General features: G+C 62.3%; 12 protein-coding genes. 9 read left to right on the top strand and 3 right to left on the bottom strand.

Annotation, left to right across the window (positions count from 1 at the left end):
* On the top strand, nucleotides 1–274 hold a 274-nt coding region (locus tag ACP5M5_RS00975; RefSeq protein WP_427934935.1), incomplete at its 5' end, for a DDE-type integrase/transposase/recombinase.
* Between the two features lie 94 nt (nucleotides 275–368).
* On the opposite strand, the gene ACP5M5_RS00970 is transcribed toward ACP5M5_RS00975, so the two are convergent.
* Both ACP5M5_RS00970 and ACP5M5_RS00965 read right to left on the bottom strand, forming a co-directional pair.
* Nucleotides 369–2,795 carry a YbcC family protein gene (locus ACP5M5_RS00970; RefSeq protein ID WP_427934934.1) on the bottom strand — a complete coding sequence of 809 codons (2,427 nt, stop codon included), beginning with the start codon at nucleotides 2,793–2,795 and terminating at the stop codon, nucleotides 369–371.
* A 19-nt stretch (nucleotides 2,796–2,814) separates the two neighbouring features.
* Entirely contained in the window at nucleotides 2,815–4,374 is a 1,560-nt protein-coding gene (locus tag ACP5M5_RS00965; protein WP_427934933.1) for a proton-conducting transporter membrane subunit, read from the bottom strand.
* Nucleotides 4,375–4,481: 107 nt separating this feature from the next.
* Here ACP5M5_RS00965 and ACP5M5_RS00960 point away from each other — a divergent pair, with 107 nt between their 5' ends.
* The 8 genes from ACP5M5_RS00960 (at nucleotide 4,482) to ACP5M5_RS00925 (ending at nucleotide 12,934) form a co-directional block, all read left to right on the top strand.
* Nucleotides 4,482–5,363, top strand: coding sequence for a LysR family transcriptional regulator (locus ACP5M5_RS00960; protein ID WP_427934932.1), 882 nt, complete (start codon nucleotides 4,482–4,484; stop codon nucleotides 5,361–5,363).
* Nucleotides 5,364–5,703: 340 nt separating this feature from the next.
* A complete protein-coding gene (locus tag ACP5M5_RS00955; protein ID WP_427934931.1) occupies nucleotides 5,704–5,961 on the top strand; it encodes a helix-turn-helix domain-containing protein in 258 nt (85 codons plus the stop codon).
* The gene (gene hyfB / locus ACP5M5_RS00950) at nucleotides 5,958–7,952 is read left to right on the top strand and encodes a hydrogenase 4 subunit B (RefSeq protein WP_427934930.1); all 1,995 of its coding nucleotides are present in this window, start codon (nucleotides 5,958–5,960) and stop codon (nucleotides 7,950–7,952) included. Before ACP5M5_RS00955 ends, hyfB begins: the two co-directional genes overlap by 4 nt.
* Nucleotides 7,943–8,923: a respiratory chain complex I subunit 1 family protein gene (locus ACP5M5_RS00945; RefSeq protein ID WP_427934929.1), complete on the top strand. Its 981-nt coding sequence runs from the start codon at nucleotides 7,943–7,945 to the stop codon at nucleotides 8,921–8,923. Before hyfB ends, ACP5M5_RS00945 begins: the two co-directional genes overlap by 10 nt.
* Nucleotides 8,923–9,585, top strand: coding sequence for a hydrogenase-4 component E (locus ACP5M5_RS00940; RefSeq protein WP_427934928.1), 663 nt, complete (start codon nucleotides 8,923–8,925; stop codon nucleotides 9,583–9,585). The genes ACP5M5_RS00945 and ACP5M5_RS00940 overlap by 1 nt, the downstream gene beginning before the upstream one ends.
* Nucleotides 9,582–11,015: a hydrogenase 4 subunit F gene (locus tag ACP5M5_RS00935; protein WP_427934927.1), complete on the top strand. Its 1,434-nt coding sequence runs from the start codon at nucleotides 9,582–9,584 to the stop codon at nucleotides 11,013–11,015. The genes ACP5M5_RS00940 and ACP5M5_RS00935 overlap by 4 nt, the downstream gene beginning before the upstream one ends.
* On the top strand, nucleotides 11,012–12,385 hold the full coding sequence (locus tag ACP5M5_RS00930; RefSeq protein ID WP_427934926.1) for a hydrogenase expression protein HypE: 1,374 nt from the start codon (nucleotides 11,012–11,014) through the stop codon (nucleotides 12,383–12,385). Before ACP5M5_RS00935 ends, ACP5M5_RS00930 begins: the two co-directional genes overlap by 4 nt.
* 9 nt (nucleotides 12,386–12,394) lie before the next feature.
* On the top strand, nucleotides 12,395–12,934 hold the full coding sequence (locus ACP5M5_RS00925) for an NADH-quinone oxidoreductase subunit B family protein (RefSeq protein ID WP_427934925.1): 540 nt from the start codon (nucleotides 12,395–12,397) through the stop codon (nucleotides 12,932–12,934).
* Between the two features lie 134 nt (nucleotides 12,935–13,068).
* Here ACP5M5_RS00925 and ACP5M5_RS00920 read toward each other — a convergent pair whose 3' ends face one another.
* Nucleotides 13,069–15,510, bottom strand: coding sequence for a bifunctional diguanylate cyclase/phosphodiesterase (locus ACP5M5_RS00920; RefSeq protein ID WP_427934924.1), 2,442 nt, complete (start codon nucleotides 15,508–15,510; stop codon nucleotides 13,069–13,071).
* Nucleotides 15,511–15,583: the final 73 nt, after the last annotated feature.

Below are 15,583 nucleotides of genomic sequence, written 5' to 3'. Positions count from 1 at the left end.
TGCACTCCGAAACGATTGCCGCAGTGCCGATCATCGGTCCCACAAGCGGCTAAACAACAGGATCGAAGCCTCTCATCGCCATACGAGGCGACGAGAGAAGATTATGGCCCGGTTCAAGTCCGCCGGCCAAGCCCAGAGATTTCTCGCCACCCACGACCAGATCATCACCCTGTTCCGCCTGAAACGCCACCGCCTCTCCGCCCGATCATTCCGCCATCGTCGGGCTGACGCATTTTCACTCTGGGCCGATTATGCCGCCAACGTGGCCGCCTAATCGATCGTGACCCAGGTCAATCGCACCTCACCCAATCAACCTGACAATGCCCTCCTGACCGGAATTGGTGCTGATCGGCTGGCGGGGCGTCGCGTCAGACCGCCATTTCGATAGGGTGCGATGCGTGAGCGGCGTCGCGGTCTCCCGTCGCCGACCATTTGAGATCGCCCGTGTAACGCCAGGCGATGCGCCCGGCCTCGTCCAGGGCGAACAGGTGCAGCCAGCCATTGTCGAACAGCGCGCGCACGCCGGCGTGCCGGCCAAGGATCTCCGACATCGCTTGGCGCGGCGCCTCGATGCAGACCGACAGGCGCAGCGGATCATGCGCATAGCGCTCGCCATCATGCACCGATTGCCAGGGCAAGCCGACGCGCAGGAGCCCGCCATTGCCCTCGACCACACCGATCCCGCCGGTGACATTGTGCAGAAGCTTGTTGCCGCCCCCGAAAATATCCGGCGCCACGATCGAGCCATAGTATTGCAGGCTGATCCAACTCGCCACGACGACCGGAGCGGTCAGGATCAGCTCGAGAACGCTAAAGCTCTTGTCCTGTTTCCAGTCATAGTCATGCAGAAAGGCCCGCCCTTCCAGGCTCTTGCCGACCGTGCGCCAGCGCGGCGCGGCGATGAAGGCCTGGCATCCGGCGAGCGCCCATTCGGGCCGGGTTTCGGACCAGTCGCGGCTTCTGCGATGAATGGCGGCCTCGCTTGCGGCGCGCGGTAAGCGAAGGGCGCGTTCGGTCCGGGCGATCTTGCCCGCCGAAGCCAGCCAGGTTCTCGCCTGGTCGAGGTCGTCCGTGTGGGCGGCGGAGGGATGATCCTCGTCATAGAGGGTCACGTCGTCCGTAGTGGTATCGTGCAGCGCCGCCACAAACAGCGTGTCGTCGGGTATTGCCACGCCGCTGCTTGCGAGCCCCTCTCTCACCTCAACATCGTTCAAGAGCGACGCGAGCAGCCGGGCGTTGACCTCTCCGGAATAGCCGCCGCAGGCGCCGCACTGCAGGGCGCTGGCATGAGGATTGTTGACGACGTTGGCGCCGTGACCGGCCAGCAGCACCAGCCGCGCGAAATCGCGGGTCAGGGACATCGCGCGCAGCACGGTCTCGGCGGCCTTTACCCGGGCCGCCGCGTCGAGCGCGGGATCGAGCCGAGGCGGCGGGTCGCCTGGCGGCTGAGCGCCAAGCAATCCCAACGCATCGGTCAGGAGCTTGCCCACGTAAACGGCACCCGTCGCCTCGACGAAGGCGAAGGAGGAGACCGCAGCGAGCTTGAACCGACCCCAGGCGCGCTTCGCGCGTGCCTTGAACCGCGTCGACTGATCCTTCGCATGGAGATCGGGGCCGCCGGAGCACGACCTAAGTGCGGGGTTGAGCAGAACGGGCAGTCGTTTTTCTTCGATGTCGGAGGCGAACCGCCTATGCGCGATGGTCAGACCGAAAAAGCCCGCGAAGCCCATGGTCTGGATCCGGGGATCGAGGCTTTCCAGCGCCCGGCGCAACACCTCCGAACGAACATCGATGCAAAATGCGGCCTGGAGCGCGGGTCGGCCATCGCGCGCTTGAGGAGCCTGTCCTGCCAGCGTCTGCGCCAAAGCCCGTTGCGCGGCTCTCTCGGCGGCCTCCTGTAGGATGGCGTCGATGGCGCAATCGAGCGTCGGCGCGAGTGGCGCGGCATGCGCCGTCCGAACGCTTGCCCAAGGCGCCGCGATCTCAGCGTGGTAGTGCAGAAAGAGCACTTCTTCCCAGAGCAGCCGGATGGCTAGGAAGTCGGTGATCGTCTCGTCGGCATCGCCGGCGAGTTCGGCCTTCCAAAGCATGTAGCGGGCATACTGCGCCCAGCCGCCAAGGGTCATGAGCATCTGGTGGAAGTATGTTTCGGCGGCATCCGCCTCCAATCCCAGCCGCGTGACGACGCGTTCGACCACAGATGAGGCGGTCTCCGGTGCCTCTGATACGTGCAGGGCGAAGTTAGGCAGCCCGGCGATTTCGGGTGTGAGGTCGTGGGTGGCGATCGCCCGCCAGGCCGCGTAGGCGCCTTTGCCTTTCGGCGCGGCCCACAGCGCCTGTCCTTCATCGAAATAGCCGGCGGCCCAGGCTCCGAAGCGTTCGGCGATGATCCCCGGCCAATCGACGCCGGACAGGCGCGCCGCCAGTTCGGCGATGGTCGGAAGTGCTTTTGGCGGCGGCGCTTCGACGCTGGCCGCCGCCTTTAGGGCCGTAGCATCCGCAGGTTTCGGCCCCGTCGAGACGCTCGCCAGAGCGTCCGAAAGGTCAGCGTCGCTGATCACGCCTGTGGCGATCTTCTGAGCATACCAGCTCCGGGGCATGGTGACGGCGGCGCCGGCGACCCTTGCGAGCCGCGCGCCGACCTTGGCAAGGGGCTCGTCGGTCTGCCCAAGAAACGGATTGACCGCGACGCTGGACGCCAGAGGCCAGGCGGGCGGTATCGCACGCGCGGCGCGATCCATGGCCAAGGACAACGCTTGTGGGGCGGGCCAGGTCGAGAGGATTTCGTTGATCATGAGCGTTCTTCCTGGTCGGTTAGGACGGCTTGCGGATGGACCAGGCGCCGATCAGCCGGTCGAAGACGGCGTTGGCGTAAAGTCCGTTCGAAAGATGCACACGCAGGCCAGCGGCCGCGGGGTGGTTGGCCCAGAGGGGAAACATGGCCTGCACGACGGCGACGATGCCAAAGCTTGCGGCCGTCAGCGCGATCAGCGCCCATTCGAGCGGACCGGGAGCCGGTGGCGGTGGCAGGACATTCGCGGTGATCGCGGTTGCCGCCCACTGAAGGGCGAAGTAGCCGACCGCGGTCGCCACGGCATAGACGGCTGTGCGCCGTGTCAGCGCTCTGGGCGCCGCGTCGGCGAACCCTTGCGCCAGCAAATAGGCGACGCCGAAGATCAATATGGCGCCGAGCGCGATCGCCTGAGGCGACTTGTGTTCGAAACCGAAGCAAGCCCCGACAAGGACATAGATGGCGAGCGCCGACAGGAAGGCGCGGGCTACGGCGCCAGCCTTTGGCACGGCGACCGGGCCAGGCCTGCGGATCGCAGCCACGCGCTCAACGGCGCCGCCGGAGGCGAGGAAGGAATGCGCCTTGTAGAGCGAGTGGGCGACGATGTGCAGTAGCGCCAGGGGGAAGAGCGCCAGGCCGCATTCGAAGATCATGAACCCCATCTGGGCCACGGTGGACCAGGCGAGCGAGGTCTTGACCGCGGGCTGGGTCAGCATGACCAGGCTGCCGAACAGCGCGGTGAATCCGCCGAGCATGACCAGCGCGGCAAGCACGCCGGGCGCCAGCAGCATGACGTCGGCAAAGCGGATCAGCAGAAAGCCGCCGGCATTTATGACGCCGGCGTGGAGGAGCGCCGACACCGGCGTCGGCGTCTCCATGACTTCGGTGAGCCAGCCATGGGCGGGAAACTGAGCCGATTTGAGCGCGGCGGCGATCGCCAGGAGCCCGGCAGCGGCGGCGGCAAGACCTCCACCCGAACCCGACCGCGCGCTTGTAAGAATCATCGCGATGTCCGAAGTCCCGTAAGCGGCGGCCAGCAGGAAAGCGGCGCCCAGGAGCGCGGCATCGCCAAGCCGCGCCGTGATGAACTTCTTTCGCGCCGCGCGTTGCGCTGCGATCCGCTCCGGGTAGAACAGCAGAAGTCTGTGCAGCAAGAGGTCGGTGGCGATCCAGGCGATCACCAACTGGAACAGATTGCCGGCGGTCACCAGTAGCGCCACTGACGCCAGCGTCAAGCAAAGCCATCCGGTAAAGGCGCCTTGGCGGGCCTCACCGTCCAGGTAGGGCCGCGCGTAACGGACGACGATCCAGCCTACGAACGTGACCAGAAGCAACATGGTCGCGCTCACGGCGTCGAGCCTGATTGACAGGCCGACGCCGTGAAGCCCGATGACTGGACGACCGCCAGCGCCGGCGAGGATTAGCCCCCCGACTGACACCATCGCCCCAAGCAATGCGAGGAGCGAAGCGGTTTCGGCCAGTAAGGGGGCCAGTTTGGGCCGCCGACCACGATCGAGGAAGCTGATTGCTCCGGCGAGAATCAGCGGAGCGGGCGCCGACAGCGGCGCGAGGAAGTGCTGCACGAGAGCCCCCTTCAAAGACAATGACTGTTCGGGGAGGTTGGTACCTGATCACGAAATCCGAAAAAAATTCATTGTATCGGCAAAGTCGTTCGTTTTAATAGAACGATATGAGGGACCTGAACTACAATCACCTGCGCTACTTCTGGGTGGTGGCGCACGAGGGCAGCCTCACGCGGGCGGCCGAGCGCATGAACCTGTCGCAGTCGGCTCTTTCTGTTCAAATTCAGAAGCTTGAGCACCAGATGGGCCATCCGCTTTTCGAGCGCGTCGGCAGGAAGCTCATTTTGACAGAAGCTGGCCAGATCGCGCTCGACTACGCCGACACGGTGTTCAAGGCCGGCGACGAACTCATGAGCACCCTGCGGGGACAGCCGCTGGCTACCCGTCAGGTTCTCCGCGTCGGCGCGCTAACGACGCTCTCGCGAAATTTCCAGCTCGAATTTCTCCGGCCCTTGGTCGGCCGATCGGATGTCGAATTGATCGTCCGCTCAGGCAACATTCGCGATCTGCTGACACAATTGGAGGCGCACGCCATCGACGTGGTCCTAGCCAACAGCGCTGCGCCACGCGACGCCAGCTCGTCCTTGCGCAATCATTTGCTCAACGAGCAGCCCGTGAGCTTGGTCGGCCATCCGCGTGCCGATGGGCGCACGTTCAAATTTCCCCACGATCTCCGGTCGGAACCGATTCTTTTGCCGAGCCTGGACAGCGATATTCGCGTCGCCTTCGATCGGGTGCTCGAGCTAGCCGGGATAAGGCCGATCATCCTGGCCGAAGTCGACGACATGGCGATGCTGCGTCTGCTCGCCCGTGAACGGGAGGGCGTGACCCTCGTGCCTCCAATTGTCGTCCGCGACGAGCTTGAGACGGGTGCCCTCGTCGAGCACTGCCGGATACCCGAGGTCACGGAGACGTTCTATGCCATCGTGCAGAAGCGGCGGTTCCCCAATCGGCTGCTGAGTGAGCTTCTCCCGGCCGGAAAGCCCTAGACGAGGTCCAAGCCTTTACCACGAAGAGGGGCTGTCTGTCCGCCGCCGTGGCCGCAAACGGGCGCGTGGCAGCCGGACGCCGATGCCTGTGCCGCTGCGCCCGAACCAGCGTTGGCTTCCGACAACGGAACCGGGTCCACCAGCAAGGCCATTCTGAAATGGGCCAATGAGAACGGCGTCGAGTGGCCGAATGGCCGAGCTACTCGACCACGACCGGCGTAAGCCGCAGCCTGATAGGCAAAACACCACTATAGCTATGTCATTTGCGTAAAAAACAATATTAAAAGTGCCTACTAATGTTTGACATATGATAACTGTCGGGTGCATAGTGGATCGCAGCATGATCACCTCAGGCCAGATGCGCGCCGCGCGGGCGTTGTTACAAATTGACCAACGGCAGCTTGCGGAACTCTCCGGTCTATCCTTGCCCACCATTCAGCGCATGGAGGCGAGCGAAGGGGTCATCCGCGGTAATATCGACTCGCTTGAAAAGCTCGTCCGGGCGCTCAAGGCCGCTGGCATCGAATTGATTGGTGAGGGCGCCGCAAGTCAAAGCGGCGGCCGTGGCGTTCGGCTTTCTGGGGCCGGCGAGAGATGATCGCCGCGCTGTCCGGCATCCTTGTTTTCCTCATCCTCGGGCTAATCGGCGCGCTCCGCGGCCGAGGCGCTCACGTCATCGTCTATGGCGTGAGCCTTGGCATTGGCGTAGGGCTCGGCATCGTGGCCCTTCGCGCTCTTCTTGGCGACACGCCGGAAACGCTCGTTTTACCGCTCGGCCTTCCCTGGGTCGGCGCGCATTTCCGGCTCGACGCGCTTGCCGGATTCTTCCTTCTCGTCGTCAATCTCGGCAGCGTCGGTGCCTCGCTTTATGGGATCGGCTATGGCCGACACGAGCGTGACGCGGCGCGTGTGCTTGCCTTTTATCCATGGTTTCTGGCGGCGCTCAATCTCGTGATCATTGCTGATGATGCCTTTACGTTTCTGTTCGCTTGGGAGTTGATGTCCCTCGTATCCTGGGCATTGGTGCTCGCCCATCATCACGACAAAGCCAATCTCCACGCCGGCTTCGTCTATCTCGTGATGGCAACCTTGTCAGGCCTCGTGTTGTTGTTGGCTTTCGGCCTGCTCGCAGGCGAGAATGGCGGCTACGCCTTCGCGTTGATGCGCGCGGTTCGGCCGACACCGGCCATCGCCGGCGTTGTGCTCATACTTGCCTTGCTAGGCACCGGCGCTAAGGCCGGAGTGATGCCGCTGCACGCTTGGCTGCCGCTCGCTCATCCCGCTGCGCCGAGCCATGTTTCGGCGTTGATGAGTGGGGTCATGACCAAGGTCGCGATCTATGCCTTCGTGCGAATTGCCTTTGATTTACTTGGCGGGGCGTCGCAATGGGGTGCTGTGCTCGTGCTCGTGCTCGGTGGCGGGACAGCCGGGCTTGGGATTCTCTACGCCCTCATGGAAAGCGATCTCAAGCGTCTTCTTGCCTACAGCACGGTTGAAAATGTTGGCATCATTTTCATTGGTCTCGGCTTGGCGATGGCGTTTCAGGCGTCCGGATTCGCCATCGGCGCCGCCCTTGCACTGACCGCCGCGTTATTTCATGTGTTTAACCACGCCATCTACAAAAGCCTCTTGTTCTTTGGCGCCGGCGCTGTGCTGAACGCAACCGGCGAGCGCGACATGGAGCGTCTCGGCGGGTTGATCCACCGTCTGCCGCAGACGAGCTTCGCCGTGCTGATCGGCTGCGCCGCGATCGCCGCCTTGCCGCCGCTCAATGGGTTCGTGTCGGAATGGCTCACGTTCCAGGCCATTCTTCTGCGCCCGGCGCTGCCGCAATGGGGGCTCAAGCTGATGATCCCAGCGGATGGCGCTCTGCTCGCCCTCACCGCTGCGCTCACGGGTGCCTGTTTCGTCAAGTTTTTCGGGATAGCGTTTCTCGGCCGGCCGCGCAGCGACGCGGCGCGAGACGCCATTGAAGTGGATCACTTTTCGCGTGCCGCGATGTTTGGCGCGGCACTGCTTTGCCTGCTTCTCGGACTCTTTCCTGGCGTGCTCGTTGATGCCTTGGCTCCGGTTGCAAACATGCTTCTTGGTGCTCATCTCACCGGGCAAATGGCTCTGCCCTGGCTTTCCCTCATTCCCATTGCTGCCATGCGAAGTTCCTATAATGGTCTCCTGATTTTTCTATTCATTGTGCTCGCGACGTCGCTCGCCATCCTGACCATTCACCGCCTCGCGTCACGCGCGGTCCGCAGTGTGCCCGCCTGGGATTGCGGCTTTCCCGACCAGACGGCAATCACCCAATACACCGGCGCCAGCTTCGCGCAGCCGATCCGTCGTGTCTTCGCGGCGAGCCTTTTTCGTGCTCGAGAAACCGTATTCATGCCGCCGCCCAGCGACATTGCGCCGGCACGCATAGAAAAGATGTTGTCAGATCCGATCTGGGAGGCGCTTTATGCTCCGCTCGGGCGGTTGGTCAGCCGCATCGCCGATCTCATGAACCCGCTGCAGTTTCTAACCATTCGGAGATTCCTGGTCTTCGTCTTTCTCGCCTTGATATCGCTGCTTTTGGCGTTGGCGCTATGGCAGTGACGATGCCGTCCACGCTTATGTCGTTCGCGGCGCAAGGCGCGCAGATGATGCTTGTGCTGCTCGCGGCGCCCTTGTTCACTGGCTGGGTGCGTAAGGTAAAAGCGCGGCTTCAGCGCCGACGCGGCGCCTCGATCGTGCAGCCTTATCGCGATTTTAGACGCATGCTCGGCAAGGAAGCCGTGATTGCCGGAAATGCTTCCTGGTTGTTCCGAACCGTTCCGTATCTGATTTTCGCGCTGACCTGGGTTGCCGCTTCGCTGGTGCCGACTTTTGCCGGTGGCTTGATGTTTTCCTGGACCGGTGACCTGATCGTGATTACCGCGCTACTCGGTGCCGCCCGTTTTCTGCTCGCGCTCGCGGGCCTCGATATCGGCACGGGATTCGGCGGCATCGGTGCATCACGGGAGATGATGATCGCCTCCCTGGCCGAGCCGGCGATGCTGATGATCGTGGTAACATTGGCATTGATCGCCGGTTCGACTCAGCTTGTAACGATCGCGGAGTTCCTGCGCTCGGGTGTCGCCGGCTTGCGCGTCTCGCTGGCGCTGGCGTTAGTCGCGTTCGTGATCGTCGCGCTGGCCGAAAATGGCCGTTTCCCGATCGACAATCCCGCGACCCATCTCGAAGTGACCATGGTCCATGAAGCCATGATTCTCGAATATTCCGCGCGCCATCTAGCAATGTTGGAGTTTGCTTCTTGGCTTAAGCTGCTGCTCACAGCGTCCATGATCGCTGCAATTTTTTTCCCCTTCGGGATGGCAAGCGGCGGGGACGGCATCACAGCAATCAGCGATTTCGTCCGCGGTGGTTTCGCCTATGGCGGCAAGCTCATTGTTGCCGGAACGCTGCTTGGCATATTCGAGACCGCTATCGCCAAGATGCGGGTCTTTCGCGTTCCCAATCTTCTTGGCATTGCGCTTATGCTTGGGCTTTTGGCGACTCTACTGCTTTATGTCTCGCGAGGCCTCTGATGCACACGATCTCGTTCGACGTCGCAAAAATCCTGGCCGGGTCTTTGGTGCTTACCAGCTTTTTGATGATCTATCAGGTGCGCCTTCTCGCTCTCCTCAACATGCTTGGCATACACGCCTTCATCCTGGCGCTCGCCGTCGCGTGGCAGGCGCATGTTCAAGGCGCCGCTGAGCTCTATATTACTGCCGTGATCACGTTGATTTTCAAATCGGCGCTGATCCCCGCGGCTCTGCGTCGTATCGTCGTGCGATTTGGTCTTCATCGTGAGATCGAGAACGTGGCAAGCCTTGGGTTGGTGATGCTCGCTGGAGTCGCCTTGGTTGCGCTATCGCTCGAGGTGATGCTCCCGGTCACCGCGCAAGCCGACCCTTTGACGCGCACTGACATCGCCTTGGCACTTTCGGTCGTGCTGCTGGGACTCTTGATGATGGTAACGCGCCGCAACGCGGTCAGCCAGGTGGCGGCTTTCTTGTCGCTTGAAAACGGCATCGATCTCGCCGCCGCCGGCGCCCAGGGTATGCCGTTGGTGGTAGAGATCAGCATCGCCTTCTCCGTGCTGGTCGCGTTTCTGGTGATCGGAGTCTTCCTGTTTCGTATCCGAGAGCGCTTTGACACGGTCGATATGTACGCTCTCGATGCGTTCAGGGGAGACCGCAAATGATTGCGCTTATCGGCGTATTGGGCGTGCCTTTGATCGCTAGCGCGCTGCTCGCGGTGATTGCCGATTACCGTCTCTCGGCGCGGCTCAACGGTGTGATGAGTTTTATCGCCTTCGTCGCCGCGACACTGCTGTTCTGGCGGCGTCCGGCGAATGGTGATTTCTTGCTCGTGGATGATCTGAATGTAGTGTTCATTGTACTTTCGACATTCGTTGGCTTCACGACCAGCGTGTTTAGCGCGAGCTATATCGGTCATGAGCTGGAAACCGGGAGGCTCACGCCGGCGTATCTGCGCTTTTATCATGCCATGTTCCAGGTCATGATGTTTGGCATGAATTTGGCTCTGATTTCGAATAATATTGGGCTTATGTGGGTTGCCGTCGAACTGGCGACGCTGTCGACGGTGATGATGGTTGGGATCTATCGCACGCATGAGGCACTCGAGGCGGCTTGGAAATATTTCATTCTCGGAAGCGTTGGAATTGCGTTGGCTCTCTTTGGTACTATTCTCGTCTATCTTGCAGCGCGCGCGGCGATCGGCGGTGGGCTCGACGGTATGGCTTGGACTGTGCTCGTCGCCCACGCCCGTGGCTTCGATCCGGCGTTGCTCGACATCGCTTTTGTTTTTTTACTGATCGGCTACGGCACCAAAGTTGGCCTCGCGCCGATGCATGCATGGCTTCCAGATGCGCATGCCGAGGGACCAACGCCGATTTCGGCCGTCTTATCAGGGCTTTTGCTCAATGTCGCGCTATATGCGCTTCTGCGCTTCAAAATTCTGCTCGCGGCATGCCCAGGCGGGATCGCGCCCGGGCCGCTCATGATTGCGCTTGGCTTGGTTTCGCTTCTGTTCGCTAGTGTGATGCTCTATCGCCGCCGCGACATCAAGCGAATGTTTGCCTATTCCTCGATCGAACATATGGGTATCATCGTATTTGCTTTTGGTATGGCAGGGCCGCTCGGCAATTTCGCCGGACTTTTGCAAATGGTGATGCATAGTTTGACGAAGTCGGCGATCTTTTTTTCGGTTGGCCATGTTGCTCAGGTCAAAGGCACGCAGCGTATCGCGGAAATGGGCGGGCTGACGGAAAGCCATCCGTTACTCGGCTGGAGCCTCGTCGGCGGCGTCGCCGCTATTACGGGCCTTCCGCCATTTGGCGTCTTTACCAGCGAATTTCTTGTCATCAGCTCAACATTTGCGCGCGAGCCGTTGCTCGCGCTCGTGCTCGTGCTCGGACTCCTGCTTGCGCTCGGTGCTCTTTTGATGCGAGTAACGACCATTGCTTTCGGGCCCGTGCGTGGGCCGGCGGGACCTGCGCATGCGTCTTATTTGCCGATGTTTGCGCATCTCGCGCTCGTGCTGACGGCTGGAGTCTATTTGCCGAAGCCGTTGGTGGTATGGTTCCAGCACATCGCGGTGTTGCTCGGATGACTCCGTGGGACGAACTCGTCTCGCGTCTCTCGGCGGGTGCAACGTTACTCGGCCTGTGGGGTGAGCCGAAGCGGGTGCATATCGCATGGCTTGATGGTAACGCGATCAGGCATTTGGCGCGAGACTGTCCTGATCACCGCTATCCATCGCTGGGCGCGCGCTTTCCACCAGCGGTGCGCCTCGAGCGGGGCGCTCGCGATGTTTACGGTCTCGACCCCGTCGGCCTTCCCGACCGGCGGCCGTGGCTTGATCACGGCACGGCGCTGCAGACCTATCCGTTTCTCCCGGTCGAAGGTGACGCGTTGCATCAGATACCGGTCGGCCCGGTGCATGCTGGTATCATCGAACCTGGGCATTTTCGCTTTACTTGCGATGGCGAAACCGTAGTGCGGCTCGAAGCGCGCCTGGGTTATGTCCACCGCGGCGTTGAGCGGCTGATGAAGAATATTCCGTTGGCTTCGGCGGCGAAGCTCGTGGGAAGGATTAGTGGCGATAGCACAGTGGCTTATGCGCTCGCATTCGCGCAAGCTGCGGAGGTGGCGCTTGGCGTGTCGCCGCCGCCGCGCGCGGTGTGGCTCCGCGCCATCATGGCCGAACTCGAGCGGCTCGCCAATCATTTCGGAGATATCGGTGCCATTTGTAACGATGGCGGGTTTTCCTTGATGCTTGCTCATTGTGCCATTTTGCGTGAGCGGGTTCTACGCGCCGCGGAGACCTGTTTCGGCCATCGCCTGATGATGGATCGCGTCGTGCCAGGCGGTGTCGCGGTTGATCTCGCGCCGCAAGGTGTACGTGCGCTCCAGGAACTGGGCATTGAGAGTCGCGCGCGTTTTCCCGCCCTGGTGACGCTTTATGACCTAACCGCGTCGCTGCAGGATCGCACCAACGGCACCGGGATTTTGCCTGCCGATCTCGCACAGCAATTTGGCGCTGGCGGGGTCATCGGGCGGGCCTCGGGCCGGGATTTCGATGCCCGTCGCATCCCGGGCTATGCTCCTTACGACGCACTTACTTTCACGGTTCCGGTATTACATCAGGGCGACGTCAATGCACGGATTTGGATTCGTATCAAGGAGGTCGAGCAAAGTCTCGGCTTAATCGCGCAATTGCTTGCGGGTTTACCGCCGGGGACAACCATGGCCGATTTTCCGCCTGGCTCGGGCGAGGGAATGGCGCTGGTCGAGGGATTTCGGGGTGATATTTTCCTTTGGCTTGCGATTGCGGAGGGGCGGGTACAACACTGCCATGCACGTGATCCTTCGTGGTTGCAATGGCCGCTTTTGGAAACGGCGATCGAGGGCAATATCATCGCTGATTTCCCGCTCTGCAATAAATCGTTCAATTGCTCCTATGCTGGACATGATCTTTGAGGTGGGGTGATGCGGAAAATTCTTTTGCAAAGTCTGCTGCGCAAGCCCCTGAGTGAGCCACCACCGGTGCTCGCGGATCCGGCGATCGTTAGGCTCGCCCGCGAGCTAGATGTGGTAGCGCAAAAAAAGCTCGGGCGCGGCCTTTCGATCCGCGCCGTCGACGCAGGGTCGTGCAATGGCTGCGAGCTAGAGATGCACGCTTTGAACAATGCATTTTACGATTTGGAGCGCTTTGGCCTTCGCTTTGTCGCCTCACCTCGGCACGCCGACGTGTTGGCGGCGACTGGGATCGTTACACGGAATATGCGCGAGGCGCTGTTGCGCACCTATGCCGCGATGCCGCATCCGAAATGGGTGGTTGCGATCGGTGCTTGCGCGTACGATGGCGGACTTTTTGCCGAAAGCCCCGAGTGCGAGGGTGGAATCGGCGCGGTGTTGCCGGTCGATCTCTGGATCTCCGGCTGTCCACCGACACCGCGCGATCTCTTGAAAGGGCTTTTGACCTTATTATCGCCAAGCGTCGCGGCCCCTGCCGCTGGCCCGGCCTGATGCGGCGGTTTCGCGTCGGCTTCGGCCGCGGCCGTCAGGCGGAGGGGGAGCGGCTCGCCGTCTTTCCGGCACGCGGAGGTGTGAAGTGCCGTCGTGAGGTGATCGCGATGATCGGAAGGCCGCGAGGGGATGGGTCAGGCCTGGTTGGCGGCGGCCTCGAAGTGCGGGAAGCGGCCGCCGGTGTGTTTTGCGGCAACAGTCGCGAGCAGGCCCGAGAAGGCAGTGGCGGGGGCAGGGCGGCCGAGTAGATACCCTTGCATCTCGGCGTTGGATTCCTCTTGCAGCAGGCGAAGCTGGGTCTCGGTTTCGACCCCTTCCGCCGTGACGTCGAGGGTCAGGCTATCGGCGAGCGCGACGATCGCCCGCACGATCGCCATTGCCTCGTCATTCTCGCCGAGCGCTTGGATGAAGGAGCGGTCGATCTTCAGCTTGTCGAAGGGGAAACGGCGAAGATAGCTGAGACTGGAGTAGCCGGTGCCGAAATCATCGAGGACGATGCGAAGTCCGAGCGCCTTGAGAGCGCTGAGTGTCGCGAGCGTCGCCTCGGTATCTTCGATCAGCAGGCTTTCGGTGACTTCGAGTTCGAGGCGGCTGGCGGGGAGGCCGGTATTGGCGAGCACCTCGGTCACCGTCGCGACGAGGTTGCCGGCGCGGAGCTGGGCCGGCGAAATATTGACGGCGATGCGGTGCGGCTCTGACCAAGACGCCGCTTCGGCGCAAGCGGTTTCGAGAACCAAGCGGCCGAGTGGCATGATCAGGCCGCTCTCCTCGGCCAGTGGGATGAAATCGGCGGGTGAGATCGGGCCGAATTCGGGATGCCGCCAACGCGCCAGCGCCTCGAAACCGGCCAAGGTCTTACCATCGTTCTTGAAAAGCGGCTGGAAATGGATGTCTAGCGTCCGCCGCCGGATGGCAAGGCGGAGATCCTGCTCGAGATGCCGGCGGCGCCGCAATTCGGCATCCATTGCCGGGTCGAACATGCGCTGCGTGCCACGGCCGGCGCGTTTGGCTGAATAGAGCGCGGTATCCGCGTTTTTCAGCAACTCGTCGGCGTCGGTGCCGTGCTGCGGATAAAGCGCAATGCCGATGGAGGTATTGATCTGGACGAATGGCGCGCCAACTTCGACGGGCTCGGTTAGGGACGCGATCACTCGCTGTGCGACCTCGGTCGCGCGCGCGGCATCTGTCTCGGCCTCGGCCGTGAGCAGAATGACGAATTCGTCGCCCCCGAGGCGCGCGATGATTTCGGCGCCGCGCGCGCTAGCACGCAACCGGGCGGCGACGCGGACCAGAACCAGATCGCCGATCGGATGACCAAGGAGATCATTTACCGCCTTGAAGCGGTCGAGATCGAGCAAGAGCAGCGCCAAACTCTCGCCGCTGTTTTTCGCACGCGCGATCGCCGCGCTGATGCGCGCGCGCAGCAAGGAGCGGTTGGCGAGACCGGTGAGCGGATCGTGGTGCGCGAGATATTCGAGCTGCTCGGCGGCTTTTTTTCGCTCCGAAATATCGCGCAGGGCAACGACCTTCGCCGGTTTTCCGGCATACTCGATGTCACGTGCGAGAACCTCGACCGGCAGAACCGTGCCGTCGGCGGCGCGAAAAGCGCACTCCTCGAGGTCGTTGCGGCTGGTGGCAAGCCGTTCCTTGACGTGCTCGGTTTCTTGCTGGGCGGCGAAATCGAGCACTGAGCGACCGATGATGCGGTCCGCCGGCAAACCAACCATTGCGGTGAAGGCGGCATTGACGTCGATGATGATCCCGTCGCGGTGGATCATCAGCCCCTCGAAGGCGGAATCGGCGATCTGACGGAGCCGCCACGTCTCAGCGCGGTCGCGCTGCTCCATCTGCGCGTCGATGAAGGCGAGCATCAGCCCGGCGAGCAATATCAGGCTGCTGATCGCGGCCACCGCGATCGCGAGCAGCGCCGGCGTGAACACCGCATCCCCGGGCGCGATGCCGGGGCCAAGCACCGGCACCAGCACCACCGCCGTCATGCCCGTGAAATGCATAGCGACGATGGCGAAGGCCAGCAAAAGCCCGCCCAGCAGCCGGCCGGCGCCGCTCTGCCAACGCCCGGCGACAAAGAGTGCGAGCGCCCCGAAGGCGGCGCCGACGATGATCGCGGCGATGACATAAGAGCGCTGGAACATCACTAGGGCGCCAAGGCGTATCGCCATCATGCCGGTGAAATGCATGGCGGTAATGCCGAGGCCGACGATCGTGCCACCGAGCAGGGCGACGAGCGGGCGGCGAGGGGCCGAGAGGAATAGGGCGAAGCCCGGCAGCGTGCCGAGGATCGCAACCAGGATCGAAAACACCGTCCATGAGACGTCATAGGCGACAGGCATATGCGCGTGAAAGGCCAACATCGCGACGAAATGGAGCGCCCAGACGCCGCTACCGAACGCGAAGGTCGCGGCGATGGTCCAGGCGGCGCGGCCGATGCCGCGGTTTTTCATCGCCCGCGTGAGCATCGCGACCACGGTGATACAGGCAACGGCGCAGATAAGAACGGCCAGAGCGATCAACCGTGGGTCGTGCTGCTGAGTCAGACACGCAAGAACTTGGATCATTACTCTCTTCGCGTCGGACGAAGATGACGTGGACGCGAAGGGAGATTAGAGACCAAAAATTGATGAGGCGTTA

This window comes from Acidibrevibacterium sp., from assembly GCF_049965395.1.
Taxonomy (GTDB): Bacteria; Pseudomonadota; Alphaproteobacteria; order Acetobacterales; family Acetobacteraceae; genus Acidibrevibacterium; species Acidibrevibacterium fodinaquatile.
Note: the sequence above shows the minus strand (reverse complement) of the source record. Positions and strands in the feature narration are given on the sequence as shown.

Excerpts from the sequence above, each read along its gene's own strand:
- ACP5M5_RS00970 (WP_427934934.1), bottom strand. The coding sequence starts at position 2,795 with ATGATCAACGAAATCCTCTCGACCTGGCCCGCCCCACAAGCGTTGTCC.
- ACP5M5_RS00960 (WP_427934932.1), top strand. The coding sequence starts at position 4,482 with ATGAGGGACCTGAACTACAATCACCTGCGCTACTTCTGGGTGGTGGCG.
- ACP5M5_RS00955 (WP_427934931.1), top strand. The coding sequence starts at position 5,704 with ATGATCACCTCAGGCCAGATGCGCGCCGCGCGGGCGTTGTTACAAATT.
- hyfB (WP_427934930.1), top strand. The coding sequence starts at position 5,958 with ATGATCGCCGCGCTGTCCGGCATCCTTGTTTTCCTCATCCTCGGGCTA.
- ACP5M5_RS00945 (WP_427934929.1), top strand. The coding sequence starts at position 7,943 with ATGGCAGTGACGATGCCGTCCACGCTTATGTCGTTCGCGGCGCAAGGC.
- ACP5M5_RS00940 (WP_427934928.1), top strand. The coding sequence starts at position 8,923 with ATGCACACGATCTCGTTCGACGTCGCAAAAATCCTGGCCGGGTCTTTG.
- ACP5M5_RS00935 (WP_427934927.1), top strand. The coding sequence starts at position 9,582 with ATGATTGCGCTTATCGGCGTATTGGGCGTGCCTTTGATCGCTAGCGCG.
- ACP5M5_RS00930 (WP_427934926.1), top strand. The coding sequence starts at position 11,012 with ATGACTCCGTGGGACGAACTCGTCTCGCGTCTCTCGGCGGGTGCAACG.
- ACP5M5_RS00925 (WP_427934925.1), top strand. The coding sequence starts at position 12,395 with ATGCGGAAAATTCTTTTGCAAAGTCTGCTGCGCAAGCCCCTGAGTGAG.
- ACP5M5_RS00920 (WP_427934924.1), bottom strand. The coding sequence starts at position 15,510 with ATGATCCAAGTTCTTGCGTGTCTGACTCAGCAGCACGACCCACGGTTG.